Below are 19,472 nucleotides of genomic sequence, written 5' to 3'. Positions count from 1 at the left end.
GGCCGCGCCGCTCCGCCTTGGCGCCCCGCTCAGTGCACCTGCAGGAGCGCCCCGTAGAGGGTGAGGCCCGGCCCGAAGGCGAGCAGCACGAGGTTGCTCCCGGCGGCGGGCGCGGTGGATCTGACGAGCTCGTCGAGGACGACGAGCACGGTCGGCGACGAGCAGTTGCCGTGCTCGCGGAGCACCGTCCGCGAGGGTGCGAGCGCCTCTCGGCCGAGGCCGAGCCGCTCACCGGCGATGTCGACGATGCGCGGGCCGCCCGGGTGGATCGCCCAACCGCTGACGTCGCCGAGGGCGAGCGCGTTGCGGGCGAGGAGGCGCTCGACGAGGGGGGCGATATGGCTGGCGAGGACGTCGGGGACCTGCGGGGAGAGCGCCATCGTGAAGCCCTGGTCACCGATCTCCCAGCCCATATAGCTGGCGGTCGCGGTGTCGCTCATCGCCACAACGTCGAGGACGGCGAGGCCGCGGCGGCCGGCGCGCGCCGGCTCGAGGACGAGCGCCGCGGCGGCGTCGGAGAACAGGGCGTGCACGACCGCCTGCTCGGGCGCGGCGGTGACGTCCTGCAGGTGCAGGCTCGGGAGCTCGAGGCAGAGCACGGCGGCGGCGCGCTCCTCGGTCCGGACGTAGGCGCGCGCCGCGTCGAGGGCCGGGAGGGCGGCGTGGCAGCCGACGTGTCCGACGAAGAGGCGCTTCAGCTCGGGTGCCATCCCGAGGTCGCGCGCCAGCAGCGCGTCCACCCCCGGCGTCGTGTAGCCGGTGCAGGAGGCGACGACGAGGAGGCCGATCTCGGTGGCGTCGGTCCCCGAGCCCTCGAAGGCGCGGGCGAGCGCCTCCTTGCCGAGCGGCATCGCCTCGGCCGCGTAGCGGGTCATGCGGGCGCCCGTCGACCAGGAGGAGAGGTCCTCGAGGAGGGGGTTGGCGACGGCGTGGCGGTACTCGATCCCCGATGCGGAGAAGGCGTGACGGGCGCGGCGGCTCGCGCCGAAGCGCTCTGAGAAGAAGCCCTCCCAGAGGTCGTCCTGGCGCACCGCCGGCGGGAAGGCGAAGCCCGACGAGGTGAGGAGGGGGGCGTCGCTCACCACCGCGGCGTCTCCGCGTCGTCTGGGTCGAGCCCGAGGGCGACGAGGCCGAGCCAGTCGGCGCAGACGTCGGAGGTCGCCGGCTGCAGCGCGCCGCAGCGGGCGTCGCGGTAGAGGCGCTCGAGGGGGTGGCCGCGGCGCGTCGCCGAGGCCCCCGCCGCCTCGAGCATCGACGAGGCGACCTCGTTGGCGGTGTCGCCGGCGAGCAGCTTCGCCCGGTAGACGGCGCGGTTCGTCTCGCGCGCACCGGGTGCCTCGTCGACGTGGCGGGCCGCCTCCTCGACGACGAGGCCGGCGGCGGCGACCGCGGCGTCGGCGCGCCCGAGGCGCGCCCGGATCGCCGGCAGCCGGGAGAGCCCCCGCTCGTTGACGTGCGCCACGCAGGCGTCGAGACAGGCGCGGGCGACCCCGACGTAGACCGCGGCATAGCTGGCCACGAGCCACTGCGGCATGAGACGGGCGATGAGCAGCCCGAGCCCCTCGACACCGCCGACGAGCGCCTCGCGGCCGACGGTGACGTCGAGGTGGAGGTCGTTGCTCCCCGTGGCGCGCATGCCGAGCGCGTCCCAGCTCTGCTCGACCTTGGTGCCCGCCCCCGCGGGGACGAGGAAGAACGAGACCCGCGCCGCGTCCTCGGCGGCGCGCGCCGCGACGAGGAAGGCGTCGGCGAGGTCGGCGCCGGAGACGAAGGTCTTCGCCCCGGTGAGGTGGAAGTCGCCCCCGACCGGCTCGTAGCTGGTGGTGAGCGAGGAGAGGCGGGCGCCGCTGCCGCGTTCGCTCATCGCCACCGCGTAGAAGGCGCCCTCGCGCGCCGCCACGAGGGCGGCGTCGCGCGCCGCGAACCACCCGTCGCCGGCGCCGAGGTTGCGGGTGAGGTCGTCGGGGGCGAGCGCGAGGGCGCCCGTCACCGAGGCGTGCATGTTGAACACGAGCGCCGGCGCGCCGTTCCCGCGTGCGAGCGCGCCGGCGACGCGCGCGTAGTCCGAGAAGGAGGCGCCGCTGCCGCCGAGGCGGGAGGGGACCATCAGCGCGAGGAGGCCGCTGTTGCGCAGCGCGGCGAGGTCCTCCTCGAGGAAGCGCCCCTCCTCGTCGCCGCGGCGCGCGTGGGCGGCGAGCGCCCCGGCGACGGCATCCGCCGCAGCGAGCGCCGCAGCGGGGTCGGCGGGGGAGGCGAGCGCGCTCATCGCGCCTTCATCCCGACCCCCTGGAAGAGGATCGCGGTGGAGCGGCTGCGGACCATCTCGACGGCGGCGCGCCTGCCGGCGAGCCACTGCAGCATCTGCAGGGCGGCGGGGCGGAGGCCGGTGAGCTCGAGCGCCACGCCGTGGCGGGCGCAGCGCGCGACCAGGGCGTCGCGGTCGACGAAGAGGCGGGGGTCGTGGATGCCTTTCGGCGCGCCGCCGGGGATGCGTTCGGCGATCTCGACGGCGACGAGGCGCGCCCGCCAGGTGGCGGCGATCGTGTCGAGGATGAGGAGGCCGCCCGGGCGGAGCAGCCGGCAGGCCTCGTCGAGGGTGGCGTCGAGGTCGCTCACGTGCTCGAGGATCTCACCGGCGCTCACGACGTCGGCGACCCCGTCGGCGACGGGCAGCGCGGTGACGTCGCCGCGCACCGCGGCGAGGCCGTGCGCGGCGGCGTGACGGAGCGCGGACTCGGTGAGGTCGACGCCGACGACGCGGTAGCCCTTGCCGGCGAGGTGCGGCGCGAGCAGCCCCGCGCCGCAGCCGAGGTCGGCGAGCACGGCACCCTTGCGCCGGGCGTCGGGGATGCGCGCCGCGCGCGCGGCCGCGATCCAGTGCAGCATCGAGAGCGGCCCGCGGGGATCCCACCACGTCGCCGCGAGGTCGTCGTACTGGGCGGGGTCGTTGCGCGCTCTTCTCGTCGCGACCGCAGGGCTCACCGGCGCATCCTTACCATTCGACGCCCCACTCGCTCGCCAACGCGGCCGACGGCCACTCCGGACTGTACGGAGGCACGCCGCCAATGGATGAGGGCGGGAGCGGCCTTCGGGGAGGCCACCCGCTCCTCCCGGTGGCCCCGCCTCACCGCCGCAGCCACCACCGGCAGAGCCGCAGCAGGGCGGTGGTCCCACCTGAGCTGCTACTCTTTCGGGGTCGGCGTCCGCCGACCCGGAGGGGCAGCAGCCCAACCGGCCCCGCCCCGTGGTTGGGAGGTTCGCCTCCCGGCCGGCGCACGAGTTCACGAAGGTCTGCGTCAAGCATGCCCGATAAGACGGCCACGATCGCCGAGTACCGCCTCCACGAGACGGACACCGGCTCCCCCGAAGTGCAGGTCGCGATCCTCACTGAGCGGATCAACCACCTCACCGAGCACCTCCGGGTGCACAAGGGCGACCATCACACCCGTCGCGGGCTGATGAAGCTCATCGGGCACCGTCGCCGTCTTCTCGACTACGTGCGGGACAACGACGTGAACCGCTACCGCAACCTCATCGCGAGGCTCGGCATCCGCCGATAGGGGCATGCCACCGGGAGTTCCGGTGGTGTCCGGGCCGATGTGGAAAGGCCCGGCAGCAAGAGGGTCAGCCCGCCAAAGTGGCGGCGCCCACATCGAACCGGCGAGCGCAGGTGTCAGCTGCCAGTGGCCGTGTACCGGGCTCGTCCTGGTGCCCGCCCACTGGGAACTGGCCGGAGCGCCCGCCAGAACACGAGGATTGACATGGCCGAGGCCATTTCCGTTTCAACCCCGATCAGCGGGTCCGACCGCACGCTCACCTTCGAGACCAACCGTCTCGCCCCGCAGGCCGACGGCGCCGTCACCGTGCGCATCGGCGACACGATCGTGCTCTGCACCGCGACCGCGGCCCGCAAGGTGCGCGAGGGGATCGACTTCTTCCCCCTCACCGTCGACATCGAGGAGCGGATGTACGCCGCGGGCAAGATCCCCGGCTCGTTCTTCCGCCGTGAGGGCCGGGCCACCGACCAGGCGACGCTCACCGCCCGCCTGATCGACCGACCGCTCCGCCCGAGCTTCGCCGAGGGCTTCCGCAACGAGATCCACGTCGTCGGCACCGTGCTCGCCGCCGACATGAGCAACCCCCACGACGTCCCGGCGATCAACGGCTGCTCGGCCGCGCTGATGCTCTCGGGCATCCCCTTCGAAGGACCGATCGGCGCGGTGCGGGTCGCGTACTCGACCGACGGCCAGTGGATCCCGCACTGCACCTACGCCGAGGGTGACGCCTCCACCTTCGAGCTCGTCGTCGCCGGCCGTGCGCTGTCAGAGGAGCCGAACGCCGAGATCGCGATCATGATGGTCGAGGCCGGCGGCACCGAGAAGGCCTGGGACTACTACGAGGCGGGCGCGCCGAAGGTCACCGAGGCGGTCGTCGCCGAGGGCCTCGAGGCCGCGAAGACCTGGATCCGCGAGTCGATCGAGCTGCAGCGCGAGCTCGTGAAGCAGGCCGGCGGCAAGAAGGAGATCATCCCCTTCGAGCTCTTCGTCGACTACGGCGACGACGTGAAGGCCCGCGTCGCAGCGGTCGGTGAGGAGTCCCTCGCGAAGGCCAACCTGCTCACCGACAAGCCCGAGCGCGCCGCCGCCTTCGACGCCGCCGGCGACCAGATCCTCGCTGCGCTTGCTGAGGAGTTCTCCGGGCGCGAGCGCGAGGTGCGCTCGGCGATCCGCTCGCTCACCAAGTCGCTCGTCCGCCGCCGCGTCGTCGAGGAGGGCGTGCGCATCGACGGCCGCAGCCCTGGCGACCTCCGCAAGGTCTCCGCAGAGGTGGCGGTGCTGCCGACGGCGCACGGCTCGGCGCTGTTCCAGCGCGGCCTCACCCAGGTGCTCAACGTCACGACGCTCGGCATGCCGCGCATGAACCAGCTGCTCGACACGATCGGCACCGACGAGCACAAGCGCTACATGCACCACTACAACATGCCGCCCTTCGCCTCCGGCGAGGCCTACGCGATGCGTGGCCCCCGCCGCCGCGAGATCGGCCACGGTCTGCTCGCCGAGCGGGCGCTGCTGCCGGTGGTGCCGAGCGAGGAGGAGTTCCCCTACACGCTCCGCCTCGTCTCGGACGTCCTCTCCTCGGACGGCTCGACCTCGATGGGCTCGGTCTGCGGATCGACGCTCTCGCTGATGGACGCCGGCGTGCCGATCAAGGCGCCGATCGCCGGCATCGCGATGGGCCTCATCTTCGCCGAGGGCAAGTACACGACACTGACGGACATCTCCGGCGCCGAGGACGCCTTCGGCGACATGGACTTCAAGGTCGCCGGCTCGCGGGACTTCGTCACCGCCCTGCAGCTCGACACCAAGATCGACGGCCTCCCTGCCGACGTCCTCGCCCAGGCGCTGCAGCAGGCCTACCAGGCCCGCACCGCGATCCTCGACGTGATGCTCGGGGCGATCGCCCAGCCGAACGCCGACGTGAAGGGCCACGCCCCGAAGATCATCAGCTTCGAGATCCCGCTCGACAAGATCGGTGAGGTCATCGGCCCGAAGGGCAAGGTCATCAACGGCCTGCAGCAGGAGACCGGCGCGGACATCGCCGTCGACGACGACGGCATCTACGGGCGGGTGACCATCGGCGGCAAGGAGAGCGACGCGGTCGAGGAGGCCCGCCGCCGCATCGCCCTCATCCTCGACCCGCCGGTCGCCGACGTCGGCGCCACCTACGAGGGCAAGGTCGTGAACATCACGAAGTTCGGTGCCTTCGTGAACATTCTCCCCGGCCGCGACGGTCTGCTTCACATCTCCCGCCTCGGCGGCGGCCGCCGCATCGAGCGCGTCGAGGACGTGCTCGAGCTCGGCCAGCCGGTGACGGTGATCGTGGACGACATCGACCCGCAAGGGAAGATCTCCCTCTCGCTGATCGGCGAGGACGGCCAGCCCGTCGGCCGCCGCGAGTCCGAGCCCGCGAGCAGCGCCCCGCACGGCAGCGGGAACGGCGCAGCCGCCGCGCCCGAGGCCCCGGCCGCGGCCCCGGCGAGCGCCCCCGGTGGCGTGAAGCGGGTCTCCTTCGAGGACACCTTCAACGCCGAGCTCGAGCAGGAGTTCGGCAACCTCGGCCCCGCGAATACCGGCGGGGCGCCGCGCGAGGACCGGGGTCCGCGTCGCCGCTCGGGGCCACGCCGCTGAGCGCGGCGGGGGCACCCCGCCGATGATCGACATCTCCACGCTGCCGTGCGGAATCCGGCTCGTCACCGAGGCGATGCCGGTCCGCTCGGCGTGCGTCGGCTTCTGGGTCGGCACCGGCTCGCGTGACGAGAGCGACCGCCAGGCGGGGATCTCGCACTTCCTCGAGCACCTGCTCTTCAAGGGGACGCCGCGGCGCAGCGCGCGCGAGATCGCGGAGGCGATCGACGCCGTCGGCGGCGACATGAACGCCTACACGACCAAGGAGTACACGGCCTTCTACGTGCGCCTCCTCGCGGACGACCTGCACCTCGGCCTCGACGTCCTCACCGACATCATGAGCGACCCGGCGCTGCGCCCCGACGAGGTCGACGCCGAGCGGCAGGTGATCCTCGAGGAGGTGCTGATGCACCTCGACGAGCCCGCCGACGTCGTGCAGGAGCGCTTCGCCGAGGCGATCTTCCCCGGCCACCCGCTCGGGCGCGAGGTGCTCGGCCTCCCCGACGTGATCACCTCCGTCGGCGTCGCGGAGATCCGCGACTTCTTCGAGCTGCACTACCGACCTGGCAACGTCGTCGTCGCCGCGGCCGGCGACGTCGACCACGCGGCGCTCGCCGAGACGCTGGAGGCGCGCTTCGGCGGCTTCCCGCTCGGCGGCCCACCCGGGCGCGAAGCCCCCGCCGCGCAGGTCCGCCTCCTCGACGCGACCAAGCGCGACAGCGAGCAGGCCCAGCTCGTCCTCGGGATGCGCGCCCCCGCCCGCCGCTCGCCGCGGCGCTTCGCGCTCTCGCTGCTCAACCACAGCCTCGGCGGCGGCCTCTCCTCGCGGCTGTTCCAGAAGGTCCGCGAGGAGCGGGGCCTTTGCTACTCGATCATCTCGGACCGTGTCGCCTACGCCGACGCCGGGGCGCTCGCCGTCTCGGTGGGCACCGCCCCCGAGCACGTCCAGGAGGTGCTCGGCATCGTCGCCGCCGAGCTCGACGACCTCGCCGCGCGGGGGGTGACCGCGGCCGAGCTCGCCCTCGCCAAGGGCCACGTGAAGGCCGACACCCTCTTGAGCCTCGAGGACTCGGGCTCGCGGATGAGCCGCATCGGCGCCTCGTTGCTGCTGCACGGAGAGGTGCTGTCGACCGACGAGCTGGCGGCGCGCATCGACGCGGTGACGGTCGAGGAGGTCGCCGAGGTCGCCGCCGAGGTGCTCGCCGGCCCCCGTTCGCTCGCCGTCGTGGGCCCCTTCGACGAGGGCGACTTCGCCGCCTTCGCGGCCCCGTCCGGAGCCGGCTGATGCGCGTCGCGGTCGCCGGCGCAGCCGGGAAGATGGGGCGCACGGTCCTCGCCGCGGTCTCGGCGGAGCCCGACCTCGACCTCGTCGCGGCCTGTGACCCGGCCGCCGCGGGCGCGACGCTGCGCGAGCTCGCCGGTCTCGACGAGGCGGTCACCGTGACAGCCGGCCCCGAGGGTTTCGCGCCAGGGTCGGTCGACGCCCTCGTCGACTTCACCGTCGCCCCCGCCGCCCTCGCCGACCTCCGGTGGTGCGCGTCCAACGGCGTGCACGGGGTCTGCGGGACGACCGGCCTCGGCGCCGCCGCGCTCACCGAGCTCGCCGCCGCGTTTGGCCCCGAGGGGGCGCCGAACTGCGTCCTCGCCCCGAACTTCGCGATCTCGGCGGTGCTGATGATGCGCCTCGCCGCGCTCGCCGCGCCCTACTTCTCCTCCGCGGAGATCATCGAGCTGCACCACGACCAAAAGCGCGACGCCCCCTCTGGCACGGCGCTCGAGACGGCGCGCCGGATCGCCGAGGCGCGCGCCGGGGCGGGGCCCTTCGGTGCCGACCCGACCGAGGTGACGGTGCTCGAGGGGGCGCGCGGCGGCGTCGCGGAGGCGGGGGTCCACCTCCACTCGGTGCGCCTCGCCGGCCTCGTCGCCCACCAGGAGGTCCTCTTCGGGACGACGGGGCAGTCGCTCACCCTCCGCCAGGACTCCTACGACCGGACCTCGTTCATGCCCGGCGTGCTGCTCGCGCTGCGCAAGGTCGCGACGACGCCCGGCTTCACCGTCGGCCTCGACGCGCTCCTCGATCGAGCGCCGCGATGACCTTCCCGCACCACTCCCACAGAGGCCTGCGGCGGCCCGCTGGTAGCGTCGGGGCGTGACGACCGCCCTGCGCCCGGCGCGCTTCGGCCGGGTGCTCACCGCGATGGCGACGCCCTTTGACCGCGACGGCGCCCTCGACGTCGAGGGGGCGGTGAAGCTCGCCGCCCACCTCGCCGAGAACGGCTCGGACGGCCTCGTCCTCACCGGCTCGACCGGCGAGTCGACGGCGCTGTCCGACGAGGAGCGCGAGCTCGTCTGGCGGGAGGTCGCCGCCGCCGTCTCGGTGCCGGTGCTCGCCGGCTCGACCTCGGCCGACACGGAGAACTCGGTCGAGCTGACCCGCGCCGCCAGCCGCGCCGGCGTGAGCGGGATCCTCGCCGTCACCCCCTACTACTCCCGCCCCGGCCAGTCGGGCCTCGCGGCGCACTTCCGTGCGGTCGCGGCGGCGACCGAGCTTCCTGTCGTGCTCTACGACATCGCCATCCGCACCGGGCGGCGGATCGCCGCCGAGACCCTGCTCGCGCTGGCCGAGGTGGAGAACATCGTCGGCCTGAAGGACGCCTCGGGAGACCCCGCCGGCACCGCCCGCCTGCTCGCCGAGGCGCCCGATGACTTCGAGTGCTACTCCGGTGACGACCTCCTCACCCTCCCCCTCCTCTCGGTCGGCGCCACGGGGCTGATCAGCGTGGCCGCCCACTGGTGCGGCGCGGAGTGCCGGGAGATGGTGGAGAGCTTCCTGCGTGGCGAGGTCGAGGAGGCGCTCACGCTGCTGCGGGCGCTCGTGCCGAGCTTCACCTACGAGACGGGCGACGAGACACCGAACCCGATGCCCACCAAGGCGATGCTGCGCGTCCTCGGCCTCCCCGCCGGCGAGTGCCGCCTCCCCCTCGGCGAGGCGCCGCACTGGCTCGAGGAGCGGGCGCGCGACGTCCTCGCCGACCTCGACACCTTCCGCTCGTCACGGGGTGTGCGTGGCTGACGCCGTGCGCGTCGTCTTCCTCGGCGGCCTCGGGGAGATCGGCCGCAACTGTGCCGTGATCGAGGTCGACGGCCGCCTCGCCGTCCTTGACTGCGGGGTGATGTTCCCCGACGCCGAGATGCCCGGCGTCGACCTCGTCCTCCCCGACTTCACCTATCTCCGGGAGAACGCGGAGCGCATCGACGCGATCTTCCTCACCCACGGCCACGAGGACCACGTCGGCGGCCTCGGCTACCTGCTCGCCGAGCTCTCCGCCCCGATCTACGGCTCGGCGCTCACCCTCGGCCTCGCCCGCGGCCGCGTCGAGGAGGCGGGGCTGCTCGCCAAGGCGGACTTCGTCGAGGTGCACGACGGGGAGCGGCGGCGCGTCGGTGCCTTCGACGTCGAGTTCATCCCCGTGACCCACTCCGTGCCGAACGGCTTTGCCACCGCCTTCCACACGCCGGCGGGGGTGATCCTGCACTCGGGGGACTTCAAGCTCGACCTCACCCCCGTCGACGACCGCCGCACCGACCTGGCGCGCATCGGCGCGATCGCCTCGGAGGAGGGGATCCGCCTCCTCCTCGCGGACTCGACCAACGTCGAGGAGCAGGGCTTCACCCAGTCCGAGCGCACCGTCGGGGAGTCGCTCAGGGTGATCTTCTCCGAGCACCCGAACCGGCGCATCATCGTCGCCTGCTTCGCGAGCCACATCCACCGCATCCAGCAGCTCTGCGACGCGGCGACCGCCAACGGCCGCAAGGTCTCGCTCCTCGGCCGCTCGATGATCCGCAACGTGGCCCTCGCCCGCTCGCTCGGCCTGCTGCACGTCGACGGCAGCGTCTTCGTCGACGTGGAATCGGTCGACGACCTCCCGCCGAGCGAGGTCTGCGTGATCTCGACCGGCTCGCAGGGCGAGCCGATGTCCGCGCTCGCCCTCCTCGCCTCGGGCGAGAACCGCCGCCTCTCCGCGCAGGACGGCGACGTCGTCGTGCTCTCCTCGCACGCCATCCCCGGCAACGAGTGGGCGGTCTCCAGGGTGATGGACGGCCTCGCCCGGCGCGGCGCGACCGTGGTGCACTCGGGCATCGCCTACGTGCACACGTCGGGGCACGCGAAGCGCGGCGAGCTGCAGATGCTGCTCTCGATCGCCCGGCCCGACTGCTTCGTCCCCGTTCACGGCGAGTACCGCCACCTCCTCGCGCACGCCCGGCTGGCGATCGAGATGGGGGTCAGCCCCGACCGGGTGCTCCTCTGCGAGGACGGGGACGCGATCCGCGTCGACGCCGAGGGCATCGACTTTGACGGCGAGGTGCCCGCCGGCTACCTCTTCGTCGATGGCATCGTCGGCGACGTCGGCCACGGGGTGCTACGCGACCGGCGGCTGCTCGCCGAGGAGGGGCTGATCGTCGTGATCCTCGGGGTGGACCTGAAGACCGGCGAGATCATCACCGGCCCGGAGATCATCACCCGCGGCTGGGTGCACGCGGACGAGGGGGAGGCGATCCTCGACGAGGCGCGCGCCGAGGTCGCGAAGGCGGTCGGCCAGGCCGTCGAGGGGGGCTCCTGGGACCAGGACACCCTGCGGCGCGTCGCCCGCCGCGCCGTCGGCCGCTTCGTCAGCGACCGCACCCGCCGCCGTCCGATGATCGTCCCCGTGGTCATGGAGGCCTGACCGAAGCTCCAGCTCAGGCGCTGTTGCCGGTGTTAGCGTTGTGCCCACTGTGGCTGTTGCGAAGACCACGCGGCCCCCCGCGGCCCGCGCCAAGAGCACCGGAGCGAAAAAGCGCCCGACCGGCGCCTCGCGCGCCACGGGGAAGGGCACGGCGCGCAGCGCCGCGGCGAGGCACACCACCCACCCGCCGCTCGCCGAGCGCTTCGCCACCTTCGTCCGCCGCCAGCCCGACGAGGTCTGGGGCTGGACCTTCATGACCGTCGGCGTGCTCACCGCCCTCGGCATCTACCTCGACCTGCTCGGCCTCGCCGGCCACTACCTCTCCCGCAACGCCGCCTACGGCATCGGCTGGGGCGAGGACCTCCTCGCTCCGGCGCTCGTCGTCGCCGGCCTCTCGCTCGTCGCCGGCCGCACACGCCGCGGCCCGGGCGGCGCCCTCCTCCCCGTCGCGCTGTTGGCGGTGCTCGTCGCCGCGCTCGCCGACCTCGCAAGCGGCCTCCCGGGACTGCACGCCGGCCGCAAGATCCTCGGCGGCGCCGGCGGCTACCTCGGCGCGGCCCTCGGCGGCCCGCTGCACCGCTTCCTCGGCGGCGCCGGGGCGACCGTGCTCCTCCTCCTTCTCATCTTCATGAGCGGCGTCGCCTGTGCCGCGGTGCCGCTGCGGCGCGCCTTTGTCGGGATGTGGCAGCTCGCGACGAGCCTCTCCCGCTCCTCGGTCACCCTCCTCGAGCGTCGTGAGCGCGCCGCCGCGGGCCCCGTCGAGGCGGCCCCCCGCCCCGTCCTCGTCGACTACGGCGCCGAGCTCGGGCCGATCCTCACCGACGACGACGCCCCCCCCGAGGCCGACGAGGAGCCGGAGCGCTCGCCCGCGCCGTCGCTCGCCGTGCCCGCCCCCGAGCCGGCCGCCGAGACCGAGGGCGGTGGTCAGCCCGAGCAGCTCAGCCTCGGCGTGGTGCCGACACCGGGGCCGTGGCGCCTCCCCGCGGCGCGCCTCCTGCAGCGCAGCGCGGCGCAGCGCACCGACCGCAAGGAGGTCGAGGAGCGCGGCAAGGTCCTCGAGCGGGCGCTCGCCGGCCACGGCGTCGAGACCCACCTCGTCGGCTCGACCGTCGGCCCGACTGTGACCCGCTTCGAGCTGGAGCTCGGCTCGGGGGTGAAGGTGGCGCGCGTCACGAGCCTCGCGAAGGACATCGCCTACGCGATGGCCTCCCCCGACGTGCGCATCCTCGCCCCGATCCCCGGCCGCAGCGCGATCGGCGTCGAGGTCCCGAACGTCAACCGCCAGCTGGTGACGCTCGGCGACGTGCTCTCCTCCGAGGAGGCGCGGCGCGCTGCGCACCCCCTCGAGGTGGCGCTCGGACGGGACATCGCGGGGCGCGCCGTGATGGTCAACCTCGCGGAGATGCCCCACCTGCTGATCGCCGGCGCGACCGGCGCGGGCAAGTCCTCCTGCATCAACTCGATCATCACCTCGGTGCTGATGCGCTCGACCCCCGAGCAGGTGCGGATGATCCTCGTCGACCCGAAGCGGGTCGAGCTCGGCCAGTACAACGGGTTGCCGCACCTCCTCACCCCCGTCGTCGTGAACCCGAAGCGCGCCGCCAACGCCCTCAGCTGGGCGGTGACGGAGATGGAGCGCCGTTACGACCTGCTCGCCGAGGCGGGGATGCGCGACATCACCGGCTACAACGCGGCGATCGACCGCGGCGACTTCGCGACCGGCCCCTTCGACGGCGCCCTCGAGCCGCCGGACGAGGCTGCGCTCGAGGACCTCGGCGAGGAGTTCGAGGAGGTGCTCGCAGCGCTCGACCGCGAGGTCGACCCCGAGACAGGCGAGCTCCTCCCCGCGCCCTCGCTCGCCGCGCAGGCGGTCGCGGAGGTACGCGCCGGCGGCGACAAGCTCGCGGCGACGCGCCTCCCCTTCATCCTCGTCGTCGTCGACGAGCTGAACGACCTGATGATGGTCGCGGCCCGCGACGTCGAGGAGTCGATCTGCCGCATCGCGCAGATGGCCCGTGCCGTCGGCATCCACCTCGTGATCGCCACCCAGCGCCCCTCCGTCGACGTGATCACCGGGGTGATCAAGGCGAACGTCCCCTCCCGCCTCGCCTTCTCGGTCTCCTCGCTCGCCGACTCGCGCGTCATCCTCGACCAGCCCGGCGCCGAGCGGCTCGTCGGCCGCGGCGACCTGTTGCTGCTCACCGCCTCCTCGTCGGTCCCCCGGCGCATCCAGGGGCCGTGGGTCTCCGAGGAGGAGGTGCGCGGCGTCGTCGGCCACTGGCGCCGCCAGAGCGGGCCGATCTACGTGGAGGGCGTCGCTGGTGGCGAGGACGGCGAGAGCGGCGGGCCGGGCGCCGGCGAGGACGATGACGACGAGCTCCTCAATCAGGCCATGGAGCTGGTGGTGCGCTCGCAACTAGGCTCGACCTCGATGCTGCAGCGCAAGCTCCGGGTGGGCTTCTCGCGCGCGGGCCGGTTGATGGACCTGCTCGAGCGGCGGGGAGTCGTTGGCCCCTCAGAGGGCTCGAAGGCGCGCGCCGTGTTGCTCACCCCCGACGAGCTCGACCAGTCGCGCTGAGCGCCCGCCACCGGTTCACGTGATCGATCTCGACGGGGGACCGCGCCCGCAGCTCTACGACGACGGCGTCGTGGCCGCCGTCGAGAGCCGCCAGGCGGTCCTCGACCGCCGCCGCCGCGAGGCGCGCCTGCTCGACCGCCGGCGCCGCCGCCGCCGCATCCGCCGCAACCGCGCGATCGCGGGCGGGCTCGCCCTCGCCCTCGCCTTCGGGCTGTGGGGGCTCGTCGGCGCAGGCGGCGCCGCGCCCCAGACCGACGCCCCCGCGACGCACCCGACGGCGGTGCTCACCGCGGCGCTGCGCACGGTGCACGCGGTGCCCGGCACGCTCGCCGCCTTCCCCTGGTCCGCCAAGGGCGAGGGCGCCGTCGCCGTCCTCGGCGAGGGCGTGATGGCGCGCTCGGCGAAGAGCCCCGTCGTCCCGATCGCCAGCCTTACCAAGATGATGACCGCGTACCTGGTGCTGCGCGACCACCCGCTCACCGCCGGCGCCGAGGGCCCGACCTTCACGATGGGCCGCGCCGACGTCCAGGCCTGGGTGCACGCCGACCAGACCAACGAGTCGAACGTCGCCGTGACCCTCGGCGAGCAGCTCACCGAGCACCAGCTACTCGAGGCGCTGCTCATCCCCTCCGCCGACAATGTCGCCGACTTCCTCGCCTCCTGGGATGCGGGCTCGGTCGCCTCCTTCGTGGTGAAGATGAACACCACCGCCAAGGCCCTCGGCATGCACCACACCCACTACGCCGACGCGAGCGGGGTGAACCCGGCATCGCGCTCGGACGCCACGGACCAGGCGCTCCTCGCCGCGGCGCTGATGCAGAGCCCCGTCGTGCGCGGCATCGTCGCCAAGCCCTCGCTCCCCTTCCCCGTCGCCGGCACGATCTGGAACTACAACCCCGGCCTCGGCGTCGACGGGATCATCGGCGTGAAGTCCGGCTTCACCTCACAGGCCCAGGGCTGCCTCGCGACCGCCGCCTACCGCACCGCGGCCGGCCGCCACGTCCTCGTGGTCGCCGTCTCCCTCGGCCAGGCGGGCGGGCTCGGGCAGGCGGCGCGCGTCGACGAGACGCTCCTCGCCGCCGCCGGCCGCTCGCTCGTCGGCTACCGCCTGCCGCTCCCGACGAGCTCGGTCGGCACCGTCGCCCTCGGCGGCTCGAGCACCTCGCTCTACGCCGCGGGCGGCTCGCCGCTCATCGTCGGCTGGCCGGGGATGAAGCTCCACGAGCAGGTCGTCTCGCGCACGCCCGTCCCCGCCATCTCCTCAGGGGCGGTCTTCGCCGACCTCGTCGTGTCGAGCCCGGGTGGCGTGCTCGCCTCGGTGCCGCTCACCGCCGCCACGGCGCCGAGCACCGCGGGCGGCACGACGGCGACCGTCCTCGGCGGGACGACCCCGACGACGCTCCCCTCCACCGCGATCTCGAGCTCGCTCGCGGCAGCGGGGTAGGGCGTGCGGGCGAGGGTCCCCGCCTCGACCTCGAACCTCGGCCCCGGCTTTGACGTCCTCGGGCTCGCGCTCTCCCTGCACGTCGAGGTGGAGGTGCGCCCCGCCCGCCGCTTCCTCCTGCACAGCGAGGGGGAGGGCGCGGAGCTGCCGACCGACGAGGGGCACCTCGCGGCGCGCGTCGCCTGCGCCGTCGCGGGGAGCGGGCACCTCGAGATCCTCGTGCGCTCGCAGATCCCCGTCGGCCGCGGCCTCGGCTCCTCGGCGGCGCTCGCCCTCGCCGCGGCGGCCGCCGCGGGCGCCGACGACCCGCTCGCCGTCGCCGCCGCTTACGACGGCCACGCGGAGAACGCCGCCGCCTCGCGCTTCGGCGGCCTCGTCGCCGCCACCCTCGTCGAGGGGGTGCCCCTCGTGCGCCCCCTCCCCCTCGACGCCGGGCTGTCGTTCGTCGTCGTCGTCCCCGACCGCCAGCTCGAGACCAAGGCGGCGCGCGCGCTCCTCCCCGAGACGGTCCCCTTCGGCGACGCGACCTTCAACCTCGGTCGCCTCGGCCTCCTCCTCGCCGGCCTCGCCGACCGCGATGCCCTCGTCCCCGAGGCGGGGGAGGACCGTCTCCACCAGGAGGCGCGCAGCGCCCTGTACCCCGAGGCACCCGAGTTGCTCGCCGCGCTCCGGGCGGGGGGAGCGACCGTCGCGACCTGGTCCGGGGCGGGGCCGAGCCTGCTCGGGATCTGCGTCGAGGCGCACGCGGCGGCGGCCGCCCGCGAGGCGGGCGAGGCGGCGCTCCAGAGGTGCGGCCTCGCCGGGCGGGCCGTCGTGCTCGCGCCCGACCTCGCCGGCCTCGTCCTCAGCGACTGATCGCCGGGGCCGCCCGACGACCGCTCGCGGGGTGGCCGACGGCCGGGGTCAGCCGGCCACCAGCTCGGCGAGGTGGGCGAGGGAGTTGGCGAGGTGCTCGGGAGGGAACGGGGGGAAGCCGATGCGCTCCCGGATCGGGTCGGGGACCTCGGACCAGTCGTAGGTGAGCGTGACGGTCGTCTGCGCGAGGTCGTAGCGCCAGGTCCAACCACCGAAGGCGAGCCCGCCGTCGTCCGCGTCGTAGCCGGGCCTCCAGGAGATGGCACGCGGCGGATCGAACACCTCGACCCGATTTGCCATCTCGTAGTTCCCCTTCGGATGGTTGGGGTGGTACATCGTCATCCGGAAGATCTGCCCGGAGGCGATCAACGGCTCGTCGCCGAGACTTTCGGAGACCCACCCGGTGCCATCGATCGTGGCGTGCCGTACGGGATCGGTGAGGACCGCGAAGACGGCCCCCGCCGGGGCGTCGATCCCCCTGCTCGCGCTGACGCTGTCGTCTGCCATGTCGTTCATCTTCTGGAGCGGAGCTTGTCACGGTTGCGACCTCGGCAGATCCTGAGCTCATCGGCGTCGCCGGCGCGCGCAGCGCCGGTTCGGGTGCGCCGGCGCCTGCCGGCTGAGCGCCCGGTTGCTCGGAGGCACTGCGATCGGCCGCCGGGTCGTCCACGACCAATAGGTTGGCGTCGTGGGGTCCCTTCGCCGACGCGCTCCGGACGCCTTGGCGCTGTTGTTCGCCGCCTCGAGTCTGGTCCACCTGATCCGCCCGAAGGTCTTCGAGCCGCTCATTCCGAAGTGGCTGGCTCATCCGCGTCTCGTGGCGTACGCGAGCGGTGCGGCAGAGCTGATCTGTGCCGGTGGGCTGGCCACGAGGGCTCGTTGGTCGCGTTCCGCGAGCGTGCTGCTCCTCGGTGCCGTCTTTCCCGGCAACATCCAGATGGCATTGAACGCCGCGCACGAGAGCGGCGGGCACCTCACCCGGGCCGAGCTCCTCGCGTTCGGACGCCTCCCGCTGCAGGTGCCGCTCATCTGGGCCGCATGGCAGGCGGGCGGCGCGCCGCGACCGAGCCAGTCACGATCGTGCGCGTCGTCCGCACCGCCCGTCGTCGTCAGACGCGAAGTGCTCTCACCGTCTGCTCGCTGAACTCGGCGAGCTCGTCGAGCGCCCCACAGATCAGCTCTGTCTGCTGGCGCAGTTCCGCGAGCAGGACTGCCGAGCCGAGATCGGCCAACGCGCGCTTCACCCGGTCGAGACGGCCGGCCACGGCCTGCACCATCGCCAGCAGATCGGCGTCGACCTCCTCGTCGAGTTCGGAGTCGGTGCCAAAGGCTGGGATCGGCAGGCTGGTGCCGTTCAGAGAATCCGCCATCGAGCTTCCGCCTTCCAGGTCCCAACAGGCGACGCGAGTCGCCGGGAACCCTCACTGCAGAAGGCCGCTTGCGATCACTCTAGGACCTGTACGGAGAAAGACGTGTCGAGGAGCCCGTGCGCGACACCGAGACCGGGATCGACGGGCGCGAACCCTCGTTAGTCCCGCTCGAGCCGGCGGAGTCCTTGCACAGGCGTCCACGACTCGACCACGAGCTTGCTGGCCCCGCTGTTGAGTCCGGTGATGACGACCTCGCCGATGTCGGCGGTGAACATCTCCCCGTCGGGTTGCGCCCCCGCAACGTCGGTGGTGCGCGCGGGCGCCTGGACCGCTCGCCCCGCGATCTTCGCCTCACCGGGCCAGTCGCCCTCCTTGCCCTCCTCGGGATGGAAGGTCGGGCCGTGCAGCGCGAAGCGAGGATCCCGTTTGAGATCCTCCCCCTTGCGCGCTCCCTCCATCGAACCGAAGCGGAGTTCGCCGTCTGTGAACTGACATTCAATGCCCGAGATTCGTGGCGAACCGTCGGCGCGCAGCGTCGCGATGGTCTTGTGGCGGCCGGCGTCGAACAGCCGCCGCACCCGTTCAGCGAATTCCGGCTCCGTCTGCTCGAACACCTCCCACGCCGGCACGGGCCAGACAATATGCGGGAGGTGCCACCGCCATCTCCTCGCCGGCGCAGGGGTCGCATGCAGGACGTGGTCGGTCGCGGCGCAGCCAGCCGGTTCAGCCGGGCGGCGCGGGCCGCAACGCGCGGAGCCGAGTGGCGACGAGAATGGCGCGATGAGGGATCGGATTGCTTCAGGTTCTCCCTTCGAGGAGTCGATCGGGTTCAGTCGCGCGCTACGGGTCGGCGACCGAGTGCTCGTCTCCGGAACCGCTCCGATCTGGCCCGACGGCTCGTGCGACCCGGACGTGGAGGTGCAAGCGAGGCGGTGCTTCGAGATCATCGCCGCGGCACTGGGCGACGCGGGTGCCGAGGTGCGCGACGTGGTCCGAACGCGCATGTTCATCACCGATGCGGCACATGCCGAGGCCGTCGGTCGCGCGCACGACGCCGTGTTCGGCGACGTCCGGCCCGCCGCCACGATGGTGGTCGTCTCGGCTCTCCTCGACCCTCGGTGGCACGTGGAGATCGAGGCAGAGGCCGTCGTCGGTGACGGGAGCCCCGGCCTCGGACCCACCGTCAGCTGACGGTCGACGCCGCGCCCGGGCTTTCTCCGCCGGCCCAATTGTCCTGCCCCGGCGTGTCGGTGCAGGTCCTGGTGCCGGGAGGCACGTTGGACTCGGTGCAGGTCGTGGTGCCCACCGTCCCGCTGCAACTCGCACCGACCGTCACCGCGGAGCCGTTCGCGTCGTACCGCTTGATGACGTAGCCGGCGACGCTGCGGTTGTCAGGGAAGCGCGCGGTGGCCCAGCTGAGGGTGACGCTGCTGCCCGATGCGCTGACGCTCGGTTGGCCGCCGCTCGGCATCGTGGAGGCGAGTGCGCTGGCTGCCCTGAACCGCCGCCCGTCCACGTTGCCTCGGCGAACGGGGTGAAGACGAGATCGCGCGGCAGGGCGAGGCCGAGCACGACGAGGAGGCGCAGGGAGAGCGGGATCCTTCTCAATTCCGGACCTTGTTTCCGAGGCCCTTGTAGCCCAGCCGGAAGGTGGCGCCGCTGCAGGCGTCGGGTGCGCTCCGCAGCATGCTGACGACCACCGACGTCCTGGCCGAGGCCGACGAGGGACGGAGAGCTGGCCGGAGAAGGAGCCCACCGAGAGCGTCGAAGCTGGGGGTCTGAGCCCGCGAAGGGCGCCGGAGTCGACCCCCCTCCTGCCTCGTCCGGTGGGTTCAGCATCGGGCACATCGTTCCGAGACGCGAAGACGTGGACGGGCTGCTCGCATCGGCCCTGGAAGACGGAGCTTCACTTACCGGCGCCCCCGTGAACGACCTTGGGGCATCTACTCCAGGTACTTCCGCGATCCTGACGGCCACCTCTGGGACATCATCTGGAGTCCGGACACTGAATCCCGATAGGGCGGCATCCACCCGGTGTGAGGGAAGGCGCGGATCGAGTCCATTCCAAAGTCCGGGAGGTCGGGGTCCACCGAGCTTGAGAACAGTGCTCGCGATGAACGAGACATTCCGTCACGCGCCTCGGGCTCGCACCGCTCCCGCTCCCCGTCGGAACCCGCAACGATGGACCAGCCGTGTCCGCCTCGACGTGGCTGCCCCACCGCAGGGCAAGGGCAGGAACCTGTGCCCAAGGCCCTAGCAAGGGCTCGAAAACCCTAGTAAAGGTTGCGGTGGTCAGTCCCTTGTTGGTGGCCA

General features: G+C 73.2%; 18 protein-coding genes. 11 read left to right on the top strand and 7 right to left on the bottom strand.

Annotation, left to right across the window (positions count from 1 at the left end):
• Positions 1-29 precede the first annotated feature (29 nt).
• From VNF07_04165 to ubiG, 3 genes are read right to left on the bottom strand one after another with little or no spacing between them, the layout of a single operon-like run.
• Positions 30-1,082: a 3-oxoacyl-[acyl-carrier-protein] synthase III C-terminal domain-containing protein gene (locus tag VNF07_04165; protein HVB05427.1), complete on the bottom strand. Its 1,053-nt coding sequence runs from the start codon at positions 1,080-1,082 to the stop codon at positions 30-32.
• On the bottom strand, positions 1,079-2,266 hold the full coding sequence (locus VNF07_04160; GenBank protein ID HVB05426.1) for an acyl-CoA dehydrogenase family protein: 1,188 nt from the start codon (positions 2,264-2,266) through the stop codon (positions 1,079-1,081). Before VNF07_04160 ends, VNF07_04165 begins: the two co-directional genes overlap by 4 nt.
• A complete protein-coding gene (gene ubiG / locus VNF07_04155; protein HVB05425.1) occupies positions 2,263-2,982 on the bottom strand; it encodes a bifunctional 2-polyprenyl-6-hydroxyphenol methylase/3-demethylubiquinol 3-O-methyltransferase UbiG in 720 nt (239 codons plus the stop codon). The genes VNF07_04160 and ubiG overlap by 4 nt, the downstream gene beginning before the upstream one ends.
• Positions 2,983-3,302: 320 nt before the next feature.
• Here ubiG and rpsO point away from each other — a divergent pair, with 320 nt between their 5' ends.
• The 9 genes from rpsO to VNF07_04110 all read left to right on the top strand — a co-directional run bounded on the left by rpsO (position 3,303) and on the right by VNF07_04110 (position 15,789).
• A complete protein-coding gene (rpsO, locus tag VNF07_04150; GenBank protein ID HVB05424.1) occupies positions 3,303-3,560 on the top strand; it encodes a 30S ribosomal protein S15 in 258 nt (85 codons plus the stop codon).
• Positions 3,561-3,761: 201 nt separating this feature from the next.
• Positions 3,762-6,188, top strand: coding sequence for a polyribonucleotide nucleotidyltransferase (locus tag VNF07_04145; protein ID HVB05423.1), 2,427 nt, complete (start codon positions 3,762-3,764; stop codon positions 6,186-6,188).
• 22 nt (positions 6,189-6,210) lie between these two features.
• The gene (locus VNF07_04140) at positions 6,211-7,470 is read left to right on the top strand and encodes a pitrilysin family protein (GenBank protein HVB05422.1); all 1,260 of its coding nucleotides are present in this window, start codon (positions 6,211-6,213) and stop codon (positions 7,468-7,470) included.
• A complete protein-coding gene (gene dapB / locus VNF07_04135; protein HVB05421.1) occupies positions 7,470-8,279 on the top strand; it encodes a 4-hydroxy-tetrahydrodipicolinate reductase in 810 nt (269 codons plus the stop codon). The genes VNF07_04140 and dapB overlap by 1 nt, the downstream gene beginning before the upstream one ends.
• A gap of 55 nt (positions 8,280-8,334) precedes the next feature.
• Complete coding sequence (gene dapA / locus VNF07_04130; GenBank protein ID HVB05420.1) at positions 8,335-9,258, top strand: 4-hydroxy-tetrahydrodipicolinate synthase; 924 nt, start codon at positions 8,335-8,337, stop codon at positions 9,256-9,258.
• Complete coding sequence (locus VNF07_04125) at positions 9,251-10,912, top strand: ribonuclease J (GenBank protein HVB05419.1); 1,662 nt, start codon at positions 9,251-9,253, stop codon at positions 10,910-10,912. Before dapA ends, VNF07_04125 begins: the two co-directional genes overlap by 8 nt.
• Before the next feature lie 49 nt (positions 10,913-10,961).
• The gene (locus VNF07_04120; GenBank protein HVB05418.1) at positions 10,962-13,490 is read left to right on the top strand and encodes a DNA translocase FtsK; all 2,529 of its coding nucleotides are present in this window, start codon (positions 10,962-10,964) and stop codon (positions 13,488-13,490) included.
• A gap of 19 nt (positions 13,491-13,509) precedes the next feature.
• Positions 13,510-14,934 (top strand): hypothetical protein, encoded by a 1,425-nt coding sequence (locus VNF07_04115; GenBank protein HVB05417.1) that lies wholly within the window; start codon positions 13,510-13,512, stop codon positions 14,932-14,934.
• A 3-nt stretch (positions 14,935-14,937) separates the two neighbouring features.
• A complete protein-coding gene (locus VNF07_04110) occupies positions 14,938-15,789 on the top strand; it encodes a hypothetical protein (protein HVB05416.1) in 852 nt (283 codons plus the stop codon).
• Between the two features lie 48 nt (positions 15,790-15,837).
• Here VNF07_04110 and VNF07_04105 read toward each other — a convergent pair whose 3' ends face one another.
• Complete coding sequence (locus VNF07_04105) at positions 15,838-16,305, bottom strand: hypothetical protein (protein HVB05415.1); 468 nt, start codon at positions 16,303-16,305, stop codon at positions 15,838-15,840.
• A gap of 172 nt (positions 16,306-16,477) precedes the next feature.
• Between VNF07_04105 and VNF07_04100 the strand changes: the two genes are divergently transcribed.
• On the top strand, positions 16,478-16,933 hold the full coding sequence (locus VNF07_04100) for a hypothetical protein (protein HVB05414.1): 456 nt from the start codon (positions 16,478-16,480) through the stop codon (positions 16,931-16,933).
• On the opposite strand, the gene VNF07_04095 is transcribed toward VNF07_04100, so the two are convergent.
• The gene (locus VNF07_04095; GenBank protein ID HVB05413.1) at positions 16,899-17,159 is read right to left on the bottom strand and encodes a hypothetical protein; all 261 of its coding nucleotides are present in this window, start codon (positions 17,157-17,159) and stop codon (positions 16,899-16,901) included. The two genes, VNF07_04100 and VNF07_04095, sit on opposite strands and share 35 nt — an antisense overlap.
• Before the next feature lie 158 nt (positions 17,160-17,317).
• Positions 17,318-17,773, bottom strand: a complete 456-nt coding sequence (locus VNF07_04090) for a pyridoxamine 5'-phosphate oxidase family protein (protein ID HVB05412.1) — start codon at positions 17,771-17,773, stop codon at positions 17,318-17,320.
• Between VNF07_04090 and VNF07_04085 the strand changes: the two genes are divergently transcribed.
• Positions 17,658-18,350 carry a RidA family protein gene (locus VNF07_04085; GenBank protein HVB05411.1) on the top strand — a complete coding sequence of 231 codons (693 nt, stop codon included), beginning with the start codon at positions 17,658-17,660 and terminating at the stop codon, positions 18,348-18,350. The genes VNF07_04090 and VNF07_04085 overlap by 116 nt on opposite strands.
• Here VNF07_04085 and VNF07_04080 read toward each other — a convergent pair.
• On the bottom strand, positions 18,343-18,630 hold the full coding sequence (locus VNF07_04080; protein HVB05410.1) for a hypothetical protein: 288 nt from the start codon (positions 18,628-18,630) through the stop codon (positions 18,343-18,345). The two genes, VNF07_04085 and VNF07_04080, sit on opposite strands and share 8 nt — an antisense overlap.
• Between the last annotated feature and the right edge of the window lie 842 nt (positions 18,631-19,472).

This window comes from Acidimicrobiales bacterium (assembly GCA_035533595.1).
GTDB lineage: Bacteria > Actinomycetota > Acidimicrobiia > Acidimicrobiales > Bog-793 > DATLTN01.
This window is presented reverse-complemented; position numbering and strand designations above follow the sequence as displayed.

Coding starts and splice junctions, on each gene's coding strand:
- VNF07_04160 (HVB05426.1), bottom strand. CDS start 2,266: ATGAGCGCGCTCGCCTCCCCCGCCGACCCCGCTGCGGCGCTCGCTGCG.
- rpsO (HVB05424.1), top strand. CDS start 3,303: ATGCCCGATAAGACGGCCACGATCGCCGAGTACCGCCTCCACGAGACG.
- VNF07_04145 (HVB05423.1), top strand. CDS start 3,762: ATGGCCGAGGCCATTTCCGTTTCAACCCCGATCAGCGGGTCCGACCGC.
- VNF07_04140 (HVB05422.1), top strand. CDS start 6,211: ATGATCGACATCTCCACGCTGCCGTGCGGAATCCGGCTCGTCACCGAG.
- dapB (HVB05421.1), top strand. CDS start 7,470: ATGCGCGTCGCGGTCGCCGGCGCAGCCGGGAAGATGGGGCGCACGGTC.
- VNF07_04105 (HVB05415.1), bottom strand. CDS start 16,305: ATGAACGACATGGCAGACGACAGCGTCAGCGCGAGCAGGGGGATCGAC.
- VNF07_04095 (HVB05413.1), bottom strand. CDS start 17,159: ATGGCGGATTCTCTGAACGGCACCAGCCTGCCGATCCCAGCCTTTGGC.
- VNF07_04085 (HVB05411.1), top strand. CDS start 17,658: ATGCCCGAGATTCGTGGCGAACCGTCGGCGCGCAGCGTCGCGATGGTC.
- VNF07_04080 (HVB05410.1), bottom strand. CDS start 18,630: ATGCCGAGCGGCGGCCAACCGAGCGTCAGCGCATCGGGCAGCAGCGTC.